This window comes from Saccharopolyspora sp. NPDC003752 (assembly GCF_053605825.1).
In genome coordinates, this window is the sequence record NZ_JBSGJZ010000059.1 from 1 (window position 1) to 23,162 (window position 23,162).

Below are 23,162 nucleotides of genomic sequence, written 5' to 3' on the forward strand. Positions count from 1 at the left end.
TGCTCGGGATACTTCGATGAACCTGACACAGGGACATCCTTGCTCAGGCAACTTGCCTGGGATCAGGGTGTCCGGCTTACAGGGGCAACCTCAGTCCAGGCATGAACGTGTGGGACGAGCCTCGCCAGGTGGTCAAGGCTCGTCCCACGACTGAGAATCTCCAGTTCTCGTACACCTTTCCAAGTTTCACGTGCCTGTAGTGTGTGGTGCTTCTGCCCAGTTTTCCTACGAGGAGGGCGGGGTCAGGCCAAGACAGGCAGCGACCCTGCCGTGCACCCAGCCGGTGACTCCGGTGGTGTCGTCGGTCAGGTTGACCCACTCAGGAGTCGTGGGTGCCCCGCCGACGAACTGGTGCACACGGTAGGCGTGGGCCTTGTAGTAGACGCCGTCTACGGGTGACTTCAGATCCGCGGCACGGTGGATGCGGGCACCATCCTGAATGGACAACGCGGTGCCGGGCGGGCAGGCGCCTTCCGCGTGGGCTGTGCCGGTGAGTCCCACCATCAGGATTCCCGCTGCAGCTGCCAGATTCACCGCAGCACTGTACGCTTTTCGCATGACACGTTCCTCTCGTTGACATGCCTGTGATCAGAAATTCGTTAATACAGAGAAGAAATTTTGCTGGCCGGGATGCCTTGAAGGCGTCACAGTGGGCAGGATTCGCTGATAGCGAGGGATTCAGCGGTGCGTCACAGCACGTGCTGGTGTGGGAGTCCTTGGCGCGGCTCTTCCCAGTGCGGCAGTCCGCATGACCCGGCGATGCAGTCGTCGGGGGTGGCTTCGGCTGCAAGTGCTGTTCCGACGGTAGACAGCGCGGCCAGGGATACGGCGATAAACGCGGCTCGCACCCTGTTCGCGGCCGCCTTGTGACGACGCTGTTTTTCTTCGTTCATTTCGTTTTCCCTTTCTCTTTTTGGGCGCAGTTCTCCCGGGCGAGAATTCGCCCTGGGCAGGCATGTGTTGGACGGGGCCGGCGATGGCTAGTTGGTGATGCGGAGGACGGCCGCGGTCCAGGTCGTGCCGACGCCGATGCCCAGCAGGGCGATGTGATCCCCTGCAGCGACGAGGCGTCGGGTGAGGAGGTGGTGGAGGTCGACGATGTGATCGCAGGCGCCCATGTGGCCGTAGCGGCGGGCGAGGAAGGTGCTGCTGCGTTCTTCGGGGATCCCGAGCGGCGCGAGGCAGTGCCGGTGGGTCAGCGGGGCTCCGTAGTGCGGGCAGAGCAGGAAGCGGAGGTCGTCGAGTTCGAGTTCGGCGTCATACAGCGCTTGCTTGACGACGGTGCTGACGGCGGCGGCGTTGAGGGTTTCGAGGCTGCCGGGTCCGTCGTGGGTGGCCAGCCAGTGTGCTTTTCGCTGGCGTAGCTGGATCGGTGGCCTGTAGGTATTTCCGTTGTACCAACGGGTGTTTCCGCGGTGGAGGCCTTCCAGCTGCGGTTGCGCACAGGAGGCGGTGGAGATCAGCTCGGCCATGGCATCGTCCCCGGAGTCGCGTTGAAGGAGGACTGCGGCTCCGGCGTCGCCGTAGGTGATGCCGGGATCGGTTTGCCACCGGTCGAACAGCGGCGTGTGGAAGGTGTCGCCGGCGGTAAACAGCGCTGCCTGGCCGGGTTGGCCTGTGAGGACGTTGGTGGCTAGTTCGATGCCGGCAACCATGCTGTTGGACATGCCGTTGACCGCAAGAGTCATGGTGGTGTTGAGTCCGAGCTGGTCGGCGACGAAGCAGTGGGGCGACCAGAAGTCGAGGCCTGGGTCGTGGATCGTGGAGTGCAGGTGCAAGTCCAGGCGGCGGTGGAAACCGTGGAGGGCTTGGCGTCCGGCGCGTATCGCGAGCTCCGGCCCGGTGCACTCTGGTGCGATGGCGAGGGAGTCCTGGCGGTTCCGCTGCGCCTGCTTCGCGCTGTAGTGGCCGGCGTGGATGGCGTCGGTGGCGGGCATGAGGTCGCCGGTGACGGCTCCGATGCCGTTGATCGTGATTCCGTGGTGTCGCATGCCGATCACCTCGCCGGGTGCGTCGCATTGGAGAGGCGTCCGGTGAACCAGACTTCGCGGAATCCGTCGGCGCCGATCGAGCAGTCTCGGCTGAGCGTGTGGAAGACCGGGTCGAGGGCGCGGTTGACGAAACCCAGGAAGACAGGCTTGGCGGCGTCGGTGACCGCCGACAGGTGGCCCCAGTCCTCGCCGTCTTGCCACCGCAAGATAAAGAGCGTTCGGGCTCTGCTGGTTTGTCGTACGGTTCGCATAATGGATCACTCCATTCCCGCGCGTGGCGCGGCAGGACGAAAGAGAAACGGGAGCCCATTCGGAAAGCCGCCATCTCGGTGGAGAGGGTTCCTCGTTGTGGGTTTCGCCACGGTGACACGGGCACGGTTCCGGTGTCAGATTTTGGCCCCGCCCACCGGACAGATACACCCATCTGAGCGAGTCGGACGCCCAATATCACTGGATCTTCAAGCATCGAAAACCCTTGGCACGGAATCTTTTCGCGACGTGGACGCCGACTCCAAGGGGCTGTTGCGACCAGGCATCAGGAGAAGATGGTTGTTCTACCTGAGGCTTCACTCGAACGGGCGCATACACCACTTCACACTGGCCAAAAACTGACACGAGGCGCGGTCGGATGCCACGCTCGATCTCCCCGGATCCACTGCGACAAATCCGGCTTCCTCTGGCTTCTTCGCAGCCTGTCCCCGTTTCGGAGGTGAAATTGTGGTGCTGGCACATTCTTCCCTGCCTCACATCTACGGCGGGCGTTGTTCACGCACCGACACTTGCCTGCTCTGTGCCCGTGGTCGCTGTTGTTGTCCTCACGGGCATCGCGGTCGGCCCGTTCGTGGCGTGGGCGGTACGGCCGTGGGTGGCGTGGTCAACAGGCCCCTGGCCGGTGGCTGGGTTCAGCGCTGCCGGCGGCGCTGTCTCGCTCGCCGTGGGGTGCCGCTTCGCCACCGATCCCGTTCTCGCCGCCTGGTGGTGGTGGGCGATCTGCAGCATGGCGCTGGCCTGGATCGACATGGCCTGTCACCGATTGCCCCGCCCGTGGGTGATCACTTTGGCCGCGGGCGGCCTGGTCGTGTTCACCGACCACGCGATCACGGTGTCCTCGCCGACGGCGCTGCTGCGATCGCTCTGTGCCGGTGTGCTGGTCCTGACCGTCGGTTCGCTCGCGTACTGGATCGCACCGACTGGGCTGGGTTACGGCGATATCACGTTGCTCGCCGCGATCTCGGTGTACACCGGGTGGATCGGGTGGCGCACTGTGCTGGTGGGCATCGCCGCGTCGCTGCTGGTGCTCGGCGGGCTCGCCGGCCTGGCATGGGCGACCACGCTGCGATCCGGGACCGAACGCATCGCTGCCGGCCCCAGCCTGATCCTCGGCGGCTGGATCACCGTCCTCATTCACACCTTCTGAGAGGCAATCACACATGCTCTCGACACGTGTTGTGCCCGTAGCCGCGCGCACCGTGCTGTGCCCGGTCGGGTTCATCGTGGTCGGCTGCGCGACAATACCGCCGGCCACAATGCCTGCTGACCCGAGCATCGTTGCGCCTCCGGGCCTGCCCTCTGACGAACACGCTGTGGTTGAGCGCGCGTATCGCGATTTCTGGCGGATCACCTGGAACTCTACGACCGAGCGCGATGCGGCGTGGGACGCCGAGGTGCGCCGTGTGGCCGGGCAGGAGCTGGCGGACCAGATCACCTCGCGCGCTCGCGAGCAACTGACTGACGGGATTCGGCTGTATGGCGCTGTCGTGGCCCGTGTTTCGTGGGTGCAGATCACTGGGGATCAAGCGAGCGTGCAGGACTGTCAGGATGCGAGCCGGGCGGGTCAGGCCGACCTCGCGTCCGGGAAGCCGAAGAACGTTGGCATTGCTCGCAATCTCGTTCACGCCACGTTGACGAAAGGGCCTGATGCGATCTGGCGAGTCGATCGCATCGAGTTCCCGGGAGGTGAATGCTGATGCGCTCCACAGTCCGCGGCCCGTGCATTCTCTCCGGTTTTGTCGTGCTGATGGTCCTAGCCGCCCCCGTGGTACTGGCGCAGGATGGTGATGTCGCCGTGGAGTCCGGCGACATTGGTGGCTGGTACGGCCCACCTTCGATCGGGCTCTCCGCTACCGCCCCAGGACGGCCGGGACGGCCGGCAAGGTCGAAACCCGGGGGTGCCGGCACGCGTCCGACTGGGCCCTCGTCGCCGGCGCCGGTGCCGTTGTGCCCGATCGTGATGTGTGACGTCCCGGGGCAATCACAGGATCCGGCGTTCATGCTCAATTCCCAACCCTTGTCGACCTGGTGCTTCGGGCCCTTGGAAGACGGGTACTGCCCACGGCCGAACGCCACACCTTCGACGCCGAACCCGGTGGGCGCTGCGGCTCCGCCGGATCCCGCGGTTCTTGCTCAGCAGGCGGCCCGGCGGCTACAGCTGCCGTTGCCGACTCCGCGGCACTCCCCGGATCTGCGGTTACCGGATGGCCGTCCGGCAACGGTCGTCGGTGAGCACACCTGGTTCTGGACTGCTCCAGAAGATTGGCGTCCGCAGACAGAACGCGTGCAGGCCGGCGAAGTGTGGGCGGAGGTCACCGCGGTGCCCATTCGGTTGTCGATGACGCCCGGCCTGGGCCAGCCGGTCGCATCCTGCGCGGGGCCTGGGACACCGTATGACCGGTCGTTCGGCCTGCATGCGGCCTCGCCGGACTGCGATGTGGTGTACGAGCGGCCATCGGCCGATCAGCCTGGTGCGCTGGTGACGGCGGAGTGGTCGATCACGTGGCGGGTCACGTGGCAGGGCTGGACCGGCAGCGCACCCACCGGGGGTGAGCTCGAGCCGATGACTTCGCGGACGCCAGCGAGGTTCGCGGTGGCCGAGGCCCAAGCACTCCGCATCCGTTAAGCAACAGACCTTCTTGCCGTTTCCCTTTCGTAGTTCGTGTATTCACGTGTGGGGAGAAGTCTATGTCCAGTACCGGAATCTTCGCGGTCACCAAGCCCGATTCGAGCGACGCCAAGGATGGGAGCACTGTGGTGCGTGGTCCCCGGGTTCCTCGGCAGCGGCGGTGGTGGCTGCTCGGCGCATCGCTCGGTGTGATCCTCGTGTCGGTCGCGGGAACGGTCGGAGTGGTATCGGTGGCGTGGGAGCGCGAGCCGATGTTGCAACTCGTTCGTGACGTCGCTTGGGGTCAACCCATCAGAGATGCTGATGTGACCACTGTGGACCTTGATCCTGGTGCGCGGCGATTCGTGGTGGCGGATGCCGACCGTGGCCGCGTGGTGGGGCAGATCGCCGCCGCCAACTTGCGAGCCGGGCAACTCCTGGCCCTCAGCGATGTCACCACTCAAGCCGTGCCCGCGAGTGGACAGCAGGTGATCGGCATTCGCCTGCTCCCGGGCCGGTACCCGGCACGCGGACTGACCCCCAACGACCCTGTCGAGGTCGTGGGCCTGTCGAGCTCTGGCGCGGCAGAGACGGTGACGGGCGGGGCACGGTTCCGGGCTCGCGTGGTGCAGGCATCGCTGCCGGACTCCGAGGGTGCGGTCCTGGTCGATCTGCTCATCGACACCTCGGCCGCCGATCAGGCCGATGCCGCTGCCGCTGGCGGCGCACTCGTCAAACTGCTTGGCCCCACCAGCTGAAACCGATGATGGGTTTTTGCTTCTGTCTAAAGGAGTTTGTGATGGCCTTCATCACGATGCTGTCCGCGAAATGTTCACCCGGGATCACCACCGCGGTAGCGGCGCTGGCCATGGTCTGGCCGAACCGGCTCCTGGTGGTCGACGCTGATCCCGCTGGGGGTGATCTGCTGCCGGGATGGGGCGGCCAGTGGCTGGTCGACGGGCGCCTGTCCACTGAGCGCGGGGTGGTCAGCTTCGCCGCTGCCACCCGCCACCTGGACTCCGTGCCCTCGGAAGGGCTGGCGGGGCATGTGCAGGGGATTCCTGGTCACGATCACGTGCGGTTGCTGGCGGGGGTGACGAGCCGGACTCAGGCGGGAGCGATGGGGGACGACGGCTGGCGCCGACTTGCCAGCGCCACCCGAGATCTCGCGCGTGAAGGACCCGACGTCCTCATCGACGCCGGCCGGTGGACACCCGAAGCGCCCTGGCCGCTGATCGCCGAAGCCGACCTGGTCCTGGTGGGAATGCGTCCCAGCCTCCGGCACATCTCGGCCGCACTGCTCTTGATCAGCACGTTGCGCGAGCTGATACCGATCACCCGGCTCGGAGCGTTGGTGTCGGCCACCACGAGCCGCGCAGCCGACCGTGTCGCCCGTGCCGTGGGGATCCCCGTCGGTGTGGAGCTTCCCGACGACCCGGCAGCTGCCCGGTTCTTCTCCGACGGGGCAGGCAGCCACCCACCCCGCCGCTCGGCCCTCGTGCGCACCAGCCGGAAGGCCGCGCTCCGGCTGCACCGCAGCCTCACCCCACCCCCACCCACTCCGCCAGCCACACCGACGGTGGCCGACGGCGTACTGAAGGCAGGTGCGGCATGACCACCGAGATCAACGGCAACCCCCGCCTGCAGCTCTCGCGCGAGACCTGGGGATGGATACCGGACAACGCCACCGTGCAAGCGCTGCGGGAGAAAGTCGCCGTCCGCCTGCGAAACAGCACCACCGACGAGCGGGCCGCGGTGGTGGCCGCGGAGATCACCACGTGGGCACACGAGCGGGCCAGCAGGGGCGATCCGCCGTTGTCGGTTGCCGAGGAGCAGCGGCTCGCCGACGCGGTGCTGGCCGCGGTGTTCGGCCTGGGCCAGCTCCAGCCGCTGCTGGAACTGGAGGACGTGGAGAACATCCACATCCACGGCCACGACCACGTCTGGCTGGAGCTAGCCAACGGCCACCTACAACGCTGGCCCTACCCGGTCGCCGACTCCGACACCGAGCTACTGGAACAGCTAGAGGCGATATGCGCGCGGCTCGGACAGACCTCCCGCGAATTCAGCCCAGCACAGCCCATCGTGAACCTGCGACTACCAGCAGGTGGCCCCTTGGGAGCGAGATTGGCGGCGGTACGGGAAGTCACAGACCGGCCCCGCATCGCCATACGCCGCCACCGCCTCACCCACACCACCCTCACCGACCTACGCCGCCACGGCACCCTCGACCCCGGCCTCGAGAACTTCCTCGCCGTCGCGGTAGCCGCAGGCGTGAACCTGCTCGTGACCGGCGGCCCGTTCGCCGGCAAAACCACGCTGTTGCGGGCACTGTGCGCCGAAATCCCGACCCACGAGCACATCGTGACCGTCGAGGACGATTACGAGCTCGGGCTGCATCTCGACGGCGAGCGCGTGGTGACCCCGCTGGAGGCGCGCACCGCCAACGCCGAAGGCGTGGGGGAAATCAGCCTGGACGATCTGCTCAAACAAACCCTCCGGCACTCGCCATCCCGGGTCATCGTCGGCGAGGTACGCGGTGGGGAGATCACTGCGCTGCTGCGGGCGCTGGGTAACGGCGCCGCGGGCGGCATGGGCACCCTGCACGCGACATCGGCCCGCGCGGTCCCGGACCGCATCGCCGCGCTGGGGCAACTCGCGATGCCGCCGCTGTCCGTGGAGGCCGCGCACCGGTGGACGGCCTCCGCCCTGGACCTCATCGTTCACCTCGCCCGCCGGGATCACTCTGAGCGCCGGGAACGGTTCGTGACCGAGATCGTCGAAGTCGGCCCCGTCGGCGACGCAGCCATCCCGGACCTCACCACGCTCTTCGGGCCCCGCCCCGGTGACGGCCGCGCCGTCCCGACATGCCCTCCCAGCCCGAACCTGATGGCCCGTCTGCACGCCCACGGCCTGGACCGCGCCCTCTTCAACCAGCCGGACGGCCAATGGAACAACACCCTCGATCAGAGGAGTGAGCAGACATGATCGCCATTACCACTGTCCTAAATGGAGTGTTGTTCGGAACTGGGGTGCTGCTCGGCGTCTTCGCTCTTGTGCCCTCGTCTCCGATGCCCTCCCGCGAGGAGACAGCGCACGAACGGCACGCTGCGGTGACGCCGTGGATGCTCCGGTGGTGGCGGCGCGGTGTGCTCGCCGTGCTGGTGGCGGCGGTGGTGTGGTGGGTGACCGGGTTGCCGGTGGCCGCCGCAGCGGCCATCGCAGCTGTTGTGGGCCTGCCCGTCGTGCTGGCTTCACGCGGCGCGCGGGAGACCGTCGTGCTGCAGGAAGCCCTGGCGGTGTGGACGCGGCGGGTCGGGGACCTCCTGGCCTCGGGCGCCGGAGGCTTGCACCACGCCGTCGCGCGCTCCGCCGACACCGCCCCCGAGCCCCTAACAGCACCGGTTCGGCGTTTGGCTGACCGGCTGCAGGCCGACAGTCCGGAGACGGCGCTGCGGGCGTTCGCCGCGGAGTTCGGTGATCCGGCGGTGGATGAGGTCGTGCTGGCGCTGCTGTTGCGCCTGCGGACCGGTGGGCGTGGTCTGGTGGAGATCCTGCACGCCCAAGCCGCCGCGCTGCGCGCCCGCGCCGCCGCGACCCGCGAGGTCGAGGCCGACCGCGCCAAACCCCGCACAACCGTGCGCACCCTCGTCGCGATCACGGCGGTCATGGTCGTCGGGCTGGTGCTCTTCGCCCGCGAATTCCTCTCCCCCTTCAGCACCTGGACCGGGCAAGGAGTTCTGGCTGTCGTGGCAGGCATTTTCGCTGTGTCGCTGTGGCGAATGCACCAGCTCTCCACGATGCCCTCCAGGCCCCGCTACCTCAACGACGGGCAACCATCATGAACACCGCACTCATACTGGCCGCTGGGATGGGCATCGTGCTCGGAATCGGCCTCGTCCTCGGAATGCGCGCGATCGCAGGGCCCGCGCCGATGGACGTGTCCGCCGCGCTCAGCCACCTCGCCACCCGGACCACCACCTCCACACCCGCGACCGGGTGGCGGGCATGGCGGACACGCTTGGTGACCTACGCCACCGACCGCGCCAACCACGCCCGGCACCCCCGGCTGGGCATCCCCACCCACGACCTCGGCCTTCTCGAACGCACCCCCACCGACTACATGGCCACGCGGCTGCGGTGGGCTGTGAGCAGCCTTGCCGTCGCCACGCTGCTCGCCGTGTCGCTAGCGGTCGTGGGCGTGCCGGTCGGGGTATCGGTGGGGCTGGTGGCTGCCGGTGGACTGGTGGGTGCGGTGGTGCCGGTCTCGCGCCTCCGCGACCGGGCCGCGGTGGCGCGGGAGGACGCGCGGCGGGCTCTGGCGGTCTACTTGGACCTCGTGGCTCAGCAGCGCACTGCCGGTCACGCGCCTGGTCCGGCGTTGCGCGAGGCCGCCGCAGTCGGTGACCACTGGCTGCTGACCCGGCTACATCGCACCCTCATCCACGCCGAGCACAGTGGACACTCACCGTGGGACGCGCTCCGCACTCTTGGCACCGCGATCCGGCTCCCTGAGTTGGTGGCGGTGGCGGACCTGGCGGCGACCGCCGCGGACGGGGCGGCGATCTACACCAGCCTGACCACCCACGCCGCCAGCCTTCGCACCGCCGCGATCAGCACCGACAAGGCAGAGGCCAACACCCGCACCGAACGCCTCACCCTGCCGGTCACCCTGCTCATGCTCGGAATCCTCCTGCTCGTCCTCTACCCAGCCGTCACCCGACTCCTCGGCTAACCACCGCAAACCCAGTCCCATCGAATTCGAAAGAGGTCATCATGTCTGTCCTTCGTCTCCTCCACCGGAACGCCACGACCGCACTACTGCTTCTGTCGGCCTGGATCACGCTCGCCAGCCAGAACGCCCAGCAGCGTTGGGGCCACGCCCGCTTCGACGACACCGGATCGGAGAGCACCGAGAAAGCCGTGCTCACCGCGATCGGACTGGCAGCCGCACTCGGACTCGGCGCCGCCATCACCGCAGTCGTCCAGAAATACCAAGGCCAAATCCACTAACCCACAAAGGGAGGCGCCAGCGATGAAAACCCCGATGCGCCACACACATCCCCGCCAGGAACCTGAAGCCCGGGATGCTGGGTCGGTGGCGGTGGAGCTGGCCGTGCTCGCGCCGCTGGCGCTGATCCTGCTCGTCACGGTCCTGCAGGCCGGTCTGTGGTGGCACACCCGAACCCTCTGCCACTCGGCCGCCCAACACGGCGTGCAGGCCGCCCGCACACTCACCGGCACCACCAGTGACGCCCACACCGCCGCCACCAGCTTCCTCAACCGAGCCGGCGGCCTCGTGGAAGATCCGGTCGTCACCGCCACCGCCGACGCCCGCCAGGTCCGCGTGCAGGTCACGGCCACCGCACCGCAGGTCCTGCCCATCCCAGGGCTCGAGCGCATCGAGCAGGAAGCCCGCGCAGCCAAAGAACGCTTCACCACCCCCGGAGAACTGCCATGAGCCGCCGATTCTCCGATGCGGGCTCGGCCAGCGTGGAGCTGGCGATCCTGACACCGATGCTGCTCATGCTGGTCGTGCTGGTCATCGCCGGCGGGCGCACCGTGACCGCCGACCTCGCCGTGGAACACGCCGCCACCACCGCCGCCCGGGCCGCCAGCCTGGCCCGCACCCCCACCGCAGCCCACTCCACCGCAACCAATGCGGGAACCCGCGCCCTCGCCGAGCAGAACCTCACCTGCACCGGCCTCCAGGTCACCGCGGACACCAGTAGTTTCGGCCACCCCGGAGCCCCGGGGACCGTCACGGTGACCCTGCATTGCGCGGTGTCGCTGGCCGACCTCACCGGCATCCCCGGTCTACCGGCCAGCATCCCGCTGCACGCGGTGTTCACCAGCCCTGTCGACCCATACCGGAGCCGAACATGACACTCCACATCAGACACTCCAAGGACGAGGGATCGGTCAGCGTGCTGGTCGCGGTCCTGGTGCCCTGCCTGCTGCTGGTGTTCACGCTCCTCATCGACGGCGCCGACCGGCTCCGGGTTACGGCGCGCGCGGATGCCGTCGCAGCCGAAGCCGCCCGCGCCGCGCTCACCGCCCTCAACACCCGCGGCACCACCCTCACTCTCGACGCCCACTCCACCACCGCGGCCGCGCGGCGATACCTCGCCGCCACCAACCACACCGGCACAGTCACCCTGGATGGCGCCACGGCCGTGCGCGTCACGGTCACCTTTTCCGAGCCCGCGAAGATCGGGCTGCTGTGGTCCAGCCACACCGTTACCGGCCACGCGACTGCCGCGCTCGCCACCGGACCCCACCTCCCGGGCAGGCTGCCATGAGCCGGGTTCGGATCATTCTCGCTGGGCTCGGGATCCTCGCTTTGCTGGCCGGAATGCCGGTAATCCTGACCATCACCGGCCGCCTCGTCACCATTCCCGACCTGCCCTGGCCGAAGCTGGACACCTCGTACTGGGCGCCGCCGATCCGCGACCAACTCACGGTCTGGGCCGAGCACACCTGGCACACCCTGCGGCTTGATCTCCGCGCCGACGGTGCGCTCCTGCTCGTCATCCTCACCACCGGGTGGAGCACCTGGTCGTGCCTGATGTGGTGGACCCTCAGCGACCTCATACTCCTTGTCCGCTACGGAACTCGCGCCCTGCGCGAACGCCTTCCATCCTCCGGGCCCCGCGGGTGGATCGCCGCTGTGCTCGCGAGCACGGTGATCTCCCTGAGCGGGCCGTCCGCCTCCGCGGCACCCGCGGCCGATCGGGCCGCGGTCACCGCACCGCATCATCCCTCCAGTGGTGTCCTGCCCGCTCCCAGCAGCGACACCACAACGCTGGGTTCGGGCGGCTACGCCGACCCCACCCCGCCGCCCGAACCCAGCACCCCCACCCACATCGACGACAGTCACCGCCCGGACTGCCCCCGCTACCGCGTCGCCCGCGGCGACACCCTCTGGGACCTCGCGCAACGCCACCTCGCCAACCCCCAACGCTGGAGGGAAATCCGTGACCTCAACGCCGACCGCATCGGCGACTCCCGCCACCTCCAGCCAGGCTGGATCCTCCTGCTACCACCCGATGCCACCCAAGTGCCCACCCCGCCGGCCATCCCCGAGGATGCGCAGTGGGTCACGGCCGAACCCGGCGACACCCTGACCACCATCGCCGAACACCACCTCGGCAACGCCGATCGATGGGACGAGATCTTCCGGCTCAACGCCCACCACCCACAACCAGACGGACGAGTCCTACGCGACCCCGACCTGATCTTCCCCGGCTGGTCTCTCGCGCTCCCGCTGGCAGAGCACAGCGCTCACGCACCGGTGGCGCATCCGGCCACGCCCCTACCCGTTGAGCCGACGGCATCACCAGAACCCCTGCCAGCACCGGATCACGCTGAACCCGAAGCGAGTCCGGGCTTAGCGGAAGACCCGTCAGGTTCCAACTCCGATGCCGCAGATCGTGAGCGGGGGCCGGTTGTGTTGCCCTCGGGTGCAGTGGTGAGCCTGTCGCTGGCTGCCGCAGTGGCCACCGTGCTCACCCTCGCCCGGCGCCGTCGCCGCCACCACCGACGCCCCGGCAGCGCCCCGCAAGCCTCCGCAGCGCGTCCCCGTACCGCCGCGGAACCGGTGAGGTTGCTGGATCACGCCGCGCGCCACCACGCCCCCGACGAGACAGCCGCGAGCGCATGCGGTGAGGAGTTCGCGCCCCGCCGAGCCTGGCCCCCACCCGCGCCGGTGCTCATCGCCCACACCGACACCGGCGAACAGCATCTGGGCCTGGCTAGTGTCGCCGGGCTCGGGCTCACCGGCCCTGGCGCCCCGGCCGCCGCACGGGCAATCCTGACCGCTGTCGTTGCCGGCGACACCCTCCACCCAGGACAGATCCACCTCGTCGGCCCCGACATCCTCACCACACTCACCCACGACCCCGACCAGCCCACCGATACAGACACCACGGCAGCAACGGTTCTCGGTGAAGTAGCGGGGGTGACCGCTACCGACAACGAACACGACGCACTGGCAGGTCTGGAAGCCGAACTGGCCCGCCGTACCCGTCTGCTGGATGACCACGATCTCCACCCCGACCGTGCTGAGGATCCCGAGACAGCCACGGACATCGCCGCCCGCACCGCGGCCCGCTTCCACGCCTACCAGGACCAGGACCCCGCGGAGGCGGTTCCCACGCTGCTGGTCTGTGCCCGGCCGACTCCCGCGACCCGGGCCCGGTGGGCCGCCGTCTGCGAGCTTGGCCGCAGCCTCGGCATCCACGCCCTCCAACTCACCAACGCCTGGACCCCCACACTCGACATCGCCGATGACGGCACCATCAACCACACCCACGGACCCGGCATCGCCCTCCCACAAGGGGCACGGCTGGACACCCTCCACACCTCCGACGCGACCGAGATCTGGCGGGTCATCGCCGCAGCCCACGACACCACGCCCACCGACGCTGGTCCCGACACCGAATCCGAGACCGGAACCCCTGTCCCTGGGGCTTCCTGCGATGCCGACGATCGCGGCACTCACCAGCGGGACGACGAGCCAGCACGTGGATCTGAGGCAGGTCATGGTGCTGTGGTGCGTGTGCGGCTGCTCGGGGGTATCCGGGTCGAGGCCGCCGGAGGTGAGGTGTCCGGGCTGCGCAGTCTCGCCCGCGAAATCCTGGCGTACCTCGCTGCGCACCCCGCCGGGGCCCGCAGCGACACCCTCGAAGAAGACATCCTCTCCCACGTCCCGCCCGGCAACCGGCGCGCGCAGCTGCACACCGCGATCTCCCACGCTCGCGCGGCCCTGCGCAAAGCCACCGGACTACCCGACCAACGATTCATCACCTCCACCACCGGCGTCTACCGCCTCGACGACACCCTCATCACCCTCGACGTCCGGGAACTCGCCGACGCACTCCAGCAGGCACGCAACACCACCGACAACAGCATCCGCCTACACGCACTGAATACGGTGGCCGAGCTCTGCCGTGCCGGGCCACCGCTGGAAGGCGCGCACTATGCGTGGGCCGAGCCCGTGGCGGAAATGTGGCGCAGCCAAGCACTCGACGCACTCGTCTCCCTCGCCACCACGACCGAACACGACAACCCCGAGCGGGCGCTCGACATCCTGCAACTGGCCACCACCTGGGACCCCTACACCGAGCAGCTCTACCAACACATCATGCGGATACAAACCACCTCCGGGCGCCCCGAAGCAGCCGCAGCCACATTCCGGGCACTGCGAGCACGACTGGCCGACATCGACTGCGAACCCGACCCCACCACCACGAAAATCCTCACCCCACAACCATAAAACCCCGCCATGAACGGGTTCCGCTTTGCCCCGCACCACGGTTCGATGACAACGACCCGCACCACACCGCCGCGGTCATCACGCCACCGCCCGACACGCGCTCGCACCCCAGGAACTCATTCGTTGATGCACACGACGCCACCACACCACGCCGCGAACACCACATCGCCCCTCACACCGACGGGCACATCCCGGCCACGCCGGCATCATCCATTAGGAAGCGACACCGAGGCTTGCACCGTGCGGCAGCGACAGATCGGCGCCGAGAATGCGCCCGCCAAGGGGCCCGTTCACCCCGCCGTCAAGCACCCCATGGGAACCCCGTCGTCCAGGACGGTGTCCCGACGGCCCCCTTACACTTCCCAACACCGCAGGCCACCGCCCCCGACGGCGATCCTTCCGGTGAGCCAGACTGGTTACGATAACCAGTCTGAACCGCCATCCGCACACGAAAAGAATCAATCTCCCCAATCTCCCGGAATTTGCCGAGAAACCGGCACCATGTTCGGCATTAACCTCTCACTGCTTCTCGGCCGGCCACAGCAGCCAGGCCACCCCCAGCCCGCAGCCTGCCTCCTCCCCCGGCACCCCCGGCCGGCCCCGCCCTCGCCGACCGGCCCGTAGTGGGCCGTCACAGGCACGGACGCGGCCGAACCCGCGCCCGCCCGTTCCCCGGGGCCGAATAGCGACACGGAACCGCCAGCGGCAAAATAACGGCCCGAAAAAGATCTGAACAAACCATCGATAAAACATCCGAAATCAGCCGGAAAGAATCTTGGAAATGGCCCCATTTCAACTTGAGCACCCGCCGCCGCAGAGCTATCTTTGAATTGTCATCGGGAACGAAACCCGGAAATAGCCAGGGTTTCCACGAGTGCGAAATCATTTCTTTTTCCACAGAGTGGGGTATTTTCATGAAACCAGTCCCAACCGCCGATATCAGCGGCACCGTCACCAGGCTGAATTTCGACACCGACCCCGACGGGGCCGTGACGGTGGCGTATCTCGAAGACGACGACGGACGAATCACCCGCTACCACATGCGGTTTCCCACCGGAGCCGTCGGCTTCCTACGCCACCAGCTCGATCAGGGAACGCAAGCCACGCAATAGACAAGACATCAACCCGCATCAACATATGTCCACAGTGGACATTCAGGCACCGGAGGCAACCTGCTATGACGTACACGATCAGGACACTTGACGACAGCCCGCACATCTGGAAACAGAGCTACGAGTACGTGGAAATCGCCAAGATCAATGATCGCTACATCGTGCGAGCCACGGTCCGCCGGGACTTCTACGAGCAGCAGAGCTACGCCAAGGCCGAGGTCCTGGCCACCGACGCCATGACCTGGACCCACCTCGTCAACGAACCGACCGACACCTGGTTCGCCGCCACCGCGTCGCCACACGCCAAGGACCTCGACCCGGTCGCGGAACTCGCCCGGATCACCGACGGCCTGACTATGCGCGCCGCCACAATCCTCACCACCTAGCCACCAACAACCAGTCGTGATCAGAACACACAACGCTTTGTCCACTATGGATCAATTGGAGACTGTGATGCGTATCGAGACCGTGGGCGACCTGATCGCCGCGCTCAAGGAGTACGACCCCGATGCCCCTGTTCGGTGGGCCGCTCAACCGGGCTACCCGCTCGAGTACGCCATCGAAAGCGTCACCAACGACGCCGAATGGGACGACACGTCACCGACCGTGTGGCTGAGCGAGGGGCGACAGATCGGCTACCTCCCCGGCAACGCCCGCAACGCCCTGGGGTGGTAACCGGCCAGCCAGCCCACCACAGCCACGACCGGTATTGAAACCTATGGAAACAGGAGAACAAGTCATGCGTCACAGTGCCTTCGCCGGAGCCGACGAGATCCTGACTCGAGCCCTGGGTGTCGCCACTGCCTGCGGGGACCTCGACGACGCCCATCCCGCCGACCTTGTGTTGAAGGTGATCGCGGAGAACGTCGCGCGCCACCAGGCCGAAGCCAAGCACTATGCCGCCAGCATCGCCCGCGACATGCAGTGCGTCGCCGAAGGCGACCCCCACCCGCACAGCCTCGCTTCATGTTCGGATAGCCGGAACTATGACGCGGCCATCGCCAGCATGGACGCCCTCCGCGAGCCCCTCGCAGCCGCCGCCTACGCCTACCAACTGGCCCACCAGAACGGAGATCCGCAATGACCACCGCCCGACCCAACCCAGACCAACGGAGTCCACAATGGACTCTCAGAGAGAGGAGTATGTCTTGATCACGCCGGACACGTCAGCCGCCCCCACGGGACGCATGTACGGGGTGTCGTATGAGGACACCGCCGCGCTGGATCTCGCCCAGCTGGCCGTGTGGCTGATGGCCGAGCTGGTCACTAGCGCCGCCGATCCGGATGCCGGGTTGCCGCCCGAGGCCCGCTACGCCGCCCTGGTCTACCCCGGTGGCCGGTCGATCACCTTCGTGGTGTTCGGGATCGACCCCGCCGACGCGGGCTCGTTCGCCACGGCCCAGGAGATCATGAACCGCGCGATCAAGCCCGTGCTCCACGCGCACAACTGGCACAACCCCGACGACCCCCACGATCACCGTTTCCTGGCCGCAGCGATTGTCCCGAACAACGCCGACCACGAACACGCCCTCCGCGCCCAAGGACACGGACCTGGCACCGTCACCGTCTTCACCGACGAGTGACCCACCGGGCACCTGCCGAAACCCTCGCCGGCTCCCGAGAGCCGAATCGCGGCACCGGGCACACCAGGCGACCCGACCCTCATTTCCCTGACTTTCGAGGAGGAAACCGTCATGCCCACAATTCCCGCGGCAATGGAAGCCGGACACGGCGAGTACTACGTGCGGCTCGCCTGCGCCACAAGCCCCGAATCCCCTGCTTTTCCCGCCCAGATCGAAGACGAACGCTGGCAAGAGCACGCTCGCCCGTGGTTCCGGCCAGAGATCGCCGAAGCGGTGATCGCATGGCGCACCACCCACCCCGAGGCGTGCACCGACTGCGCCCAGGCGACCGTCACCCTCGACGACGACACCATCACCCTCACCGACAGCACCGGGATCAGCGGGCCGGTCGAACCCGATGCTCAGGGCCGCTACGGCATCGGCGCAGGCTGGTGGCATTGGGAACTGACCACCCCAGACACCGATCCCGACACCGACGCCGCGATCCTGGCCGAAGAGACCCGGTTCGCCCCGCAGCACGGCGAGCAGCTCGTCACCATCGACATCGACGGCACCGACCCCGCCTTCCCCGCACTGCTGGACGACACCACATGGAACGGATGGGCCAGCCCCTCTTTCCGGAAACCGGTCGCCGAAGCCGTCATCGCATGGCTGAACACCACCGCCCACACATACCCCGACGGCTCCCAACGCGGCTACTGGGACGGCGACACCGCCATCTGCCTCGACCCCAACATGGTCGCCGACGACGACTACCTGCCCGACCACTACGAACCCGGCCCCGACGGGCGCTACAGCATCGGCGCCTGGTCCTGGACCTGGCAGACCACCGAACGCTAACCCCACCCCGGCCCGGGCTAGCAAGGCCTTCCTGCGGCAAGCACGCGCAGCGCGAGCATCACCCACGACACGCAACACCTGATCCAACACTCACAGATAGGAATCCACAATGGACATTGTTGATCTGGGTACCGGTGCCCTGTACTGGCACGCCGACGAACGGCGCACCGACCGCTACGGCACCGTCCACCTCAACAAGACCCCCGAGGGCGACACGCCCGACCCGATCACCTTCGGCAACGCACCGATCGGCACTCACGGGCGACTCGTGGCCGTCATCCTGGACACCCGACCGGCCTTCCACCTCGGCGACTGGACCCAAGGACACACCCCGAGCACCCCGGCGACCGGGGACGAGATCACGCTCGGAACCGGGACCCTGTTCGTAGAACCCTCCCGCTACGGCAACACCGAGATCGGCCTACGCCCCGACGACGACCGGGACACCAACTGGCTCAACCCGGCCGCCCTGTACCGGTGCCACGAACAGACCGTCCGCCTCGAACTACGGCCATCCCACAAGCACACCTGATCATGGCATGTTCCCATCCCAGCACAGACCGGGCGTGCGGACCGGGGGTCGGTACGACGTCGGCGAGGGCATCGAACTGCCAGTCGGCCAACGCACAGGGCCGCCATGTCAGCCCGATTCCGCCCGCCGAACGAACGGCACGGCGAAGCGCATCACAACGAGTCCATATAGGACTGGATATGGTGCCTGCCGTTTTCAGTTAGGCGACCGGGAGAATGTTTTCGACGCTTCTGTGGGAGATGACGATGTCGACGTCTTTCGACTTCTATCACGGGCGGGGCCCCAACGCCCGCTGGCTAGGGTCCACCCGTATATACGATCGCTGTAGTTGCCTCACGCGAGCCGACTTCGCCTCCGCCGAGACCATTCAGGAGTTCGCGCAGGAGGTCGGCTGCCTGCTCGAGGACGCCGCCTCCCTCGGTTTCGGCGACGCTCATGAGGTCCGCGACGGGTGGCCCTGGCGGTGGCCGACCAGCCACGGCACCAGCCTCGTCTACGCCTTCGACAAGGGGACGGTGTGGGTCAGTGAACGTGGCAGCCCGTGGCGGCCCGCACAGCAAGACCACGGCGCCGGTATGGATGACGGTGCCGTGCCGACGCACCCGGTGATGCGCGAGTACTGCCCGATCATCGGTGCCCGCGCCGAGGAGACCGTGCACCGCCGCTACGGCATTGCCTTCACCGACACCGCACACCTCGATCTCCAGCAGGTGGCCGTGCGCTTCCTGTCCGACCGCATCGCCTACCAGGCGCACAGTGGCCTTCCCGAGGACCTGCACTACGCGATCAGCACCGACGAGACCACCGCGACCCTGACCATCGAGGTCTTCGGTCTCGCCGACACCGACCCCCGCGCCACCCAGACCGCCGCCACCCTGCGCGAGATCGCCGACCGCTACGGCTGGACCGACACCGCCGGAGGGCGCCCCCGCTTCACCACCCAGGTGACTATCCTGGACGTCCGCACGCAGCAGGACCATGCGCACCTGCGCGACACCGTCCGGCGCGCCGACGCCTGCTATCCCGGGAGCTAACCCACCATGCGCCTGCACACCGCCACCCATGACGCCGTCCGGGAGTACTCGGACGCACGACGAGCACTGATCCGCGCCATCCACCACGACCTTGATCACGGTGTGAGCGACGACGATATCGCCGCCATGGCTGCACCTATCTTGCCCAGGGATGTTGTCCTGGCTTATCTCGCCGCTGAACACCTTCGCGACCGCGCCCGCACGGCACTGCACGACGCCGGAATACGCGGGCACGTCGACGTCGGAGCCGACGGAGCCCTTGAGACGAGCACCCGGTCGGCGTATCTCGTGCTCGCCGTCGGCCCCCATGAAGTCAGCGACGACGACCGATCGACCCTGCTGTCTCGCATCGTCGACGCGCTGCAGACGGCGGGGGTCGCCCTTCTCCCACCTGACGATGGCTCGATCGACGAGCAGTTCTGGAACGGCGAAGCACTACGGCTCCTACACCGGTGACCTGACCCCGCTACCACCCGACGGAGAGGAACGGCTGTCTCACCCGTCCGCGCCGCTACGCCGGACACCCAGGACCGCCGGCCTGCCCCTGCCCTCAGCCACCGGCTAGCCGCGAGATCCACGGCTAGCCGGCGACTGAGGGCAGTCCTAGTTGTCGAGGTGCCGCTGGAATACACCGAGCCGACGGCGAGCAGATCCCACTCGCGGTGAAGCGCCACCGCGCCACCGATCCGGCACAGCGCATCGGCAGCCTGTTCATCAACCCGGGCGGGCCGGGGTGCCGGCCACCGACATGATCGAATCCATCGACCCCAGCAGTGACGCCAGCCCGTACTCGCCCGCCGTGGTGGCCCGTTTCGACATCATCGGCATGGACCCGCGCGGCGTCGGTGACTCCGGCGCCGTCCGCTGCCTCACCGATGAGCAGCGCGCCGACGTCGCGGCCGCCGACCTCGACCCGACCGTCCCCGGTGGGAAGCCGCTCCCAGAGCTGCTCGCCGACGCCACCACCTTTCACCGGCGGCTGCCCGACGCACCAGAGCCCGGAGTTGCTGGCGAGCCTGTCCACCGACAACGTCGCCCGCGACATGGACCAGGTCCGCGCTGCGCTCGGTGAGGAGCAGATCACCTACTACGGCGCCTCCTATGGCACGGTGGTCGGCCCCATGTACGCCACGCTGCTCCCGTACCGCGTCCGCCAGCTGGTGATCGACGCCCCCGTCGACACCAACCTCTGGCACTCCGACCCGCTGGCGCTCCTCGACGAGGTCTCCCGGTCCAACGAGCAGACGCTAGACGCATGGTTCGAGACCTGCCGCACCGAGGTTCGCAGGTGTGCCCTTTCGGCAACGGAGACCCAGAAGCCGCGTTCGACGCCCTGATCAGCCAGCTGGAGGCACAGCCGCTGCAGGTCCCGACCCGCCGGTCGAGGGCCTCACGCCGGGCGGCACGCTCGACGGTGCCGTGGCGCTCGAAGCCATCCGGGCAGGCGCGGGCGTCCAGCAGCTGTGGCCCACGCTCACCGCGGGTCTGCTGGCCGCGCAGCAGGCGATGGCAGGATCCTCCACTTCCTGATATCGAAGGTCACGGTCGCGCCCTTCGGCGGTCCGTACGCCCTTCTTCAGGAGCCCCACACCGCGGTGCGCTGCGTTGACTGGCCGACGCCGGCCGACATCGTCGCGCACACGGCCGCCGCTGCCGAGATCGCCGAACGCGACAAGCGGTTGGCAAGTCAGGCCGGCTACAGCGCGCTCAACTGCGCTCTGTGGCCCGCGCCGAACGAGGACCGCTTCACCGAGCCGCTCACCGGCGCCGGTGCCCCGCCGATCCTGGTGGTCGGTGGTCGCATGGACAACGTGTCCCTGTTCCACTGGGCCAAGGCCATGACCGAGACCATGGACAACAGTGTCCTGCTCACCTGCGAGGGCGTCGGCCACACCTCCTACCAACGTAGCGGCCTATGCATCGACGCCGCAGTGGACGCCACGCTGATCAACGGGGTCCTCCCCGCCGACGGCACCGTCTGCGACGCCCCCCGCCACCACCAAGCCTCCCGGGACAAACGGAAAATAGCTTGCTGATCGCGTGAAGTTGGGTGTTGTGATCGAATCCGACCGCTGACACCCAACTTCACGCGAACGCACCGCTGACACCCAACTTCACGCGAACGCACCGTTGCCGCCCGTCGATGTCCAGCGGCCAGCCAGCCTCGAACTCGTGCCAGCGGGCGGCTTCGCACGCAGCATGGAACTCGACCTCGAAAGCACGCATCAGCACACACGTGAGGCGGGTTGTACTGCTTGCCCAGGTAGTTTTCGGTGTGGGAGGGCGTGGGATCGACCGGCCTGGCCGATAGCCAGGCCGAGCTCTTCCCACGCCGCCTCCGCACTTGGCCCCGAGGGCTAGTTTGCGGGTTCGTCGGTCTTGGCGATTCGGAACCGTTTCGGGCTGTTCTGAGTCTTGATCGCGTAGCCCTCGGCGACCAGCTTTTCCAGCCCGTTGTTCACGGCACCCGACGACCTCGGCTTCCCGGTGCTCGCGGTAAGCGCCTTCGCGATCGCGGTCGGACCGAACTCCTCGCCAGGATGGTCGATGAGGAAATCCTCGATCAACCCACGCAACTCACCCTTACCCAACCGAGCCTTCCTCGTAGCCGGGCCGCGCTGTTCAGTTTCGCCCACACCGACCTCACTTCCCGCCTCATCCTCGGACGTCTCGGTAGGGACGGTTTCCTGCGTGACGGTCCCGGAATCCGCGTGATCCGCAGCGTGGGCAGTGTCAGAGTTCTCCGGTTCAGTGGCTACCACGGCGTCCCGCTCTCCGGTCGTGGTGTCGGTGGAGTCGGGGATGGTCCATCGGTCGGCGGCGCGTCGCCCGCCGGTCGCGATCCCGGTGATCCGAGTGAGACTGCCGTCTTCGGCCCACGCCGCGAGGATCTTCCCCGCAGTGGAACGCCCGACCCTCGCGGCCTGCGCCACCTCGAGAGTGGTCGCGCCGGGGTGAGCACGCAGGGCTTCCCAGACCTTCTGTTCGGCCTCGGTGCGCGGAGGGTGCGCCGCTGCCGCACTGTCGGGCACCGCGCGCAGCTGAGGCGGCGGCGAGATTCGCTGGGTGTTGTCGGGCATGATGAGGTCACTCCTGGAATACAGATGGTGTCGGGTCATCTCCCCGGGGAGGTGTAGCCCGCCGGTGCGCTGCCGTTCGACGCGGGCCACACGACCATAAACGCTCGACACAGCAAGAAAGTCAAGCGAACCCAGCCGACTTACCCTGACCGTCTTCTTTGGACCTTGTCTGCTACGACAGGGCTCTGCTGCTCCAGAGCCGTCCCGCTGCATGACGCCCGGATCCGGCTGCGATTGGCCCACTACGGTCGACTCTACGAATCCTCGCGGTGCTGCTGTTGCGGCCGGCACGTCAGGGAGGGTCAATGCATTGCGACCAATCCCCTGCCTCAGCGGGAGGTTCTGCCATGTTGACGCGCAACCCCGAACCGTCACGCACACAGGATCCGACCGAGCCCGGACAGGTCACGGCCGACGATCCTCAGTGTGATCCCCAGGCGTACACCAGGCTCGCGTCGATTCGGTACGCCCACACGCTCGGGCCACGACCGTCGATGCGGATGCCCGGTAACTCCGGCGGCATTCTGATCGAAAACGCTCAAGCTGATCCCAGCGGAGGATTGGCAGCACTGAGCGGTACCTGGGATGCACGACTGAACCCCTCCCGCACACCAGAAGGCACGCTGGTACTTCAGCTTCTACCTCCCGCGAACTCCGACTGCGATCGTCTCGACCGGGCCGACGTGTGGTTGTGGCTTGCCCGCCGCGGCCATTGGCACCGCCTCGGACACTGGCCGAAGACCGGCTGGGACTGGCCCCACCGCGCAGCACCCCTGATCCGGGCAGCACTCGGCTGACCAGACACAAGACGCCCCGGCCGGGCCCAGCCACCCGC

29 protein-coding genes are annotated in these 23,162 nt (G+C 67.6%); 24 read left to right on the forward strand and 5 right to left on the reverse strand.

What is annotated here, in order from left to right; all coding sequences use genetic code 11:
- Nucleotides 1–225 precede the first annotated feature (225 nt).
- The 4 genes from ACWEV3_RS40115 to ACWEV3_RS40130 form a co-directional block, all read right to left on the reverse strand.
- On the reverse strand, nt 226–534 hold the full coding sequence (locus ACWEV3_RS40115; protein ID WP_452618916.1) for a hypothetical protein: 309 nt from the start codon (nt 532–534) through the stop codon (nt 226–228).
- Nucleotides 535–689: 155 nt separating this feature from the next.
- Complete coding sequence (locus ACWEV3_RS40120; protein WP_452618917.1) at nt 690–893, reverse strand: hypothetical protein; 204 nt, start codon at nt 891–893, stop codon at nt 690–692.
- Nucleotides 894–980: 87 nt separating this feature from the next.
- Nucleotides 981–1,991, reverse strand: coding sequence for a ketoacyl-ACP synthase III family protein (locus ACWEV3_RS40125; RefSeq protein ID WP_452618918.1), 1,011 nt, complete (start codon nt 1,989–1,991; stop codon nt 981–983).
- A 5-nt stretch (nt 1,992–1,996) separates the two neighbouring features.
- On the reverse strand, nt 1,997–2,197 hold the full coding sequence (locus ACWEV3_RS40130) for a hypothetical protein (RefSeq protein WP_452618919.1): 201 nt from the start codon (nt 2,195–2,197) through the stop codon (nt 1,997–1,999).
- 590 nt (nt 2,198–2,787) lie between these two features.
- Here ACWEV3_RS40130 and ACWEV3_RS40135 point away from each other — a divergent pair.
- The 23 genes from ACWEV3_RS40135 (at nt 2,788) to ACWEV3_RS40245 (ending at nt 21,283) form a co-directional block, all read left to right on the forward strand.
- The gene (locus tag ACWEV3_RS40135) at nt 2,788–3,408 is read left to right on the forward strand and encodes a prepilin peptidase (protein WP_452618920.1); all 621 of its coding nucleotides are present in this window, start codon (nt 2,788–2,790) and stop codon (nt 3,406–3,408) included.
- Nucleotides 3,409–3,421: 13 nt separating this feature from the next.
- Nucleotides 3,422–3,958, forward strand: a complete 537-nt coding sequence (locus tag ACWEV3_RS40140; protein ID WP_452618921.1) for a hypothetical protein — start codon at nt 3,422–3,424, stop codon at nt 3,956–3,958.
- 991 nt (nt 3,959–4,949) lie between these two features.
- Nucleotides 4,950–5,627 (forward strand): SAF domain-containing protein, encoded by a 678-nt coding sequence (locus tag ACWEV3_RS40145; protein WP_452618922.1) that lies wholly within the window; start codon nt 4,950–4,952, stop codon nt 5,625–5,627.
- Between the two features lie 41 nt (nt 5,628–5,668).
- Nucleotides 5,669–6,484, forward strand: a complete 816-nt coding sequence (locus ACWEV3_RS40150; RefSeq protein ID WP_452618923.1) for a hypothetical protein — start codon at nt 5,669–5,671, stop codon at nt 6,482–6,484.
- Nucleotides 6,481–7,857, forward strand: coding sequence for a CpaF family protein (locus ACWEV3_RS40155; RefSeq protein WP_452618924.1), 1,377 nt, complete (start codon nt 6,481–6,483; stop codon nt 7,855–7,857). The genes ACWEV3_RS40150 and ACWEV3_RS40155 overlap by 4 nt, the downstream gene beginning before the upstream one ends.
- Before the next feature lie 26 nt (nt 7,858–7,883).
- On the forward strand, nt 7,884–8,714 hold the full coding sequence (locus tag ACWEV3_RS40160) for a type II secretion system F family protein (protein WP_452618925.1): 831 nt from the start codon (nt 7,884–7,886) through the stop codon (nt 8,712–8,714).
- Entirely contained in the window at nt 8,711–9,604 is an 894-nt protein-coding gene (locus ACWEV3_RS40165) for a type II secretion system F family protein (RefSeq protein WP_452618926.1), read from the forward strand. The genes ACWEV3_RS40160 and ACWEV3_RS40165 overlap by 4 nt, the downstream gene beginning before the upstream one ends.
- A gap of 41 nt (nt 9,605–9,645) precedes the next feature.
- Nucleotides 9,646–9,882, forward strand: coding sequence for a hypothetical protein (locus ACWEV3_RS40170; protein ID WP_452618927.1), 237 nt, complete (start codon nt 9,646–9,648; stop codon nt 9,880–9,882).
- A gap of 85 nt (nt 9,883–9,967) precedes the next feature.
- A complete protein-coding gene (locus ACWEV3_RS40175) occupies nt 9,968–10,330 on the forward strand; it encodes a TadE family protein (protein ID WP_452618928.1) in 363 nt (120 codons plus the stop codon).
- Nucleotides 10,327–10,755 (forward strand): TadE family protein, encoded by a 429-nt coding sequence (locus tag ACWEV3_RS40180; protein ID WP_452618929.1) that lies wholly within the window; start codon nt 10,327–10,329, stop codon nt 10,753–10,755. The genes ACWEV3_RS40175 and ACWEV3_RS40180 overlap by 4 nt, the downstream gene beginning before the upstream one ends.
- On the forward strand, nt 10,752–11,171 hold the full coding sequence (locus tag ACWEV3_RS40185) for a hypothetical protein (RefSeq protein WP_452618930.1): 420 nt from the start codon (nt 10,752–10,754) through the stop codon (nt 11,169–11,171). The genes ACWEV3_RS40180 and ACWEV3_RS40185 overlap by 4 nt, the downstream gene beginning before the upstream one ends.
- A 53-nt stretch (nt 11,172–11,224) precedes the next feature.
- Nucleotides 11,225–14,146: a LysM peptidoglycan-binding domain-containing protein gene (locus ACWEV3_RS40190; RefSeq protein WP_452618931.1), complete on the forward strand. Its 2,922-nt coding sequence runs from the start codon at nt 11,225–11,227 to the stop codon at nt 14,144–14,146.
- A gap of 797 nt (nt 14,147–14,943) precedes the next feature.
- On the forward strand, nt 14,944–15,258 hold the full coding sequence (locus ACWEV3_RS40195) for a hypothetical protein (RefSeq protein ID WP_452618932.1): 315 nt from the start codon (nt 14,944–14,946) through the stop codon (nt 15,256–15,258).
- Between the two features lie 65 nt (nt 15,259–15,323).
- Entirely contained in the window at nt 15,324–15,644 is a 321-nt protein-coding gene (locus ACWEV3_RS40200; protein ID WP_452618933.1) for a hypothetical protein, read from the forward strand.
- A gap of 67 nt (nt 15,645–15,711) precedes the next feature.
- Nucleotides 15,712–15,933 (forward strand): hypothetical protein, encoded by a 222-nt coding sequence (locus ACWEV3_RS40205; protein WP_452618934.1) that lies wholly within the window; start codon nt 15,712–15,714, stop codon nt 15,931–15,933.
- 64 nt (nt 15,934–15,997) lie between these two features.
- Complete coding sequence (locus ACWEV3_RS40210) at nt 15,998–16,342, forward strand: hypothetical protein (RefSeq protein ID WP_452618935.1); 345 nt, start codon at nt 15,998–16,000, stop codon at nt 16,340–16,342.
- 64 nt (nt 16,343–16,406) lie between these two features.
- Nucleotides 16,407–16,841 (forward strand): hypothetical protein, encoded by a 435-nt coding sequence (locus ACWEV3_RS40215; protein ID WP_452618936.1) that lies wholly within the window; start codon nt 16,407–16,409, stop codon nt 16,839–16,841.
- Between the two features lie 111 nt (nt 16,842–16,952).
- Nucleotides 16,953–17,681, forward strand: a complete 729-nt coding sequence (locus tag ACWEV3_RS40220) for a hypothetical protein (protein WP_452618937.1) — start codon at nt 16,953–16,955, stop codon at nt 17,679–17,681.
- Nucleotides 17,682–17,790: 109 nt separating this feature from the next.
- Nucleotides 17,791–18,213 carry a hypothetical protein gene (locus ACWEV3_RS40225; protein WP_452618938.1) on the forward strand — a complete coding sequence of 141 codons (423 nt, stop codon included), beginning with the start codon at nt 17,791–17,793 and terminating at the stop codon, nt 18,211–18,213.
- 245 nt (nt 18,214–18,458) lie between these two features.
- A complete protein-coding gene (locus ACWEV3_RS40230) occupies nt 18,459–19,247 on the forward strand; it encodes a hypothetical protein (RefSeq protein WP_452618939.1) in 789 nt (262 codons plus the stop codon).
- 6 nt (nt 19,248–19,253) lie between these two features.
- Nucleotides 19,254–19,703 (forward strand): hypothetical protein, encoded by a 450-nt coding sequence (locus tag ACWEV3_RS40235; RefSeq protein WP_452618940.1) that lies wholly within the window; start codon nt 19,254–19,256, stop codon nt 19,701–19,703.
- 419 nt (nt 19,704–20,122) lie between these two features.
- Nucleotides 20,123–20,584, forward strand: a complete 462-nt coding sequence (locus ACWEV3_RS40240; protein WP_452618941.1) for an alpha/beta fold hydrolase — start codon at nt 20,123–20,125, stop codon at nt 20,582–20,584.
- 258 nt (nt 20,585–20,842) lie between these two features.
- On the forward strand, nt 20,843–21,283 hold the full coding sequence (locus ACWEV3_RS40245; protein WP_452618942.1) for an alpha/beta hydrolase: 441 nt from the start codon (nt 20,843–20,845) through the stop codon (nt 21,281–21,283).
- A 321-nt stretch (nt 21,284–21,604) separates the two neighbouring features.
- On the opposite strand, the gene ACWEV3_RS40250 is transcribed toward ACWEV3_RS40245, so the two are convergent.
- Nucleotides 21,605–22,327: a MarR family transcriptional regulator gene (locus tag ACWEV3_RS40250; RefSeq protein ID WP_452618943.1), complete on the reverse strand. Its 723-nt coding sequence runs from the start codon at nt 22,325–22,327 to the stop codon at nt 21,605–21,607.
- A 347-nt stretch (nt 22,328–22,674) separates the two neighbouring features.
- Between ACWEV3_RS40250 and ACWEV3_RS40255 the strand changes: the two genes are divergently transcribed.
- Nucleotides 22,675–23,124, forward strand: coding sequence for a hypothetical protein (locus ACWEV3_RS40255; protein WP_452618944.1), 450 nt, complete (start codon nt 22,675–22,677; stop codon nt 23,122–23,124).
- Nucleotides 23,125–23,162: the final 38 nt, after the last annotated feature.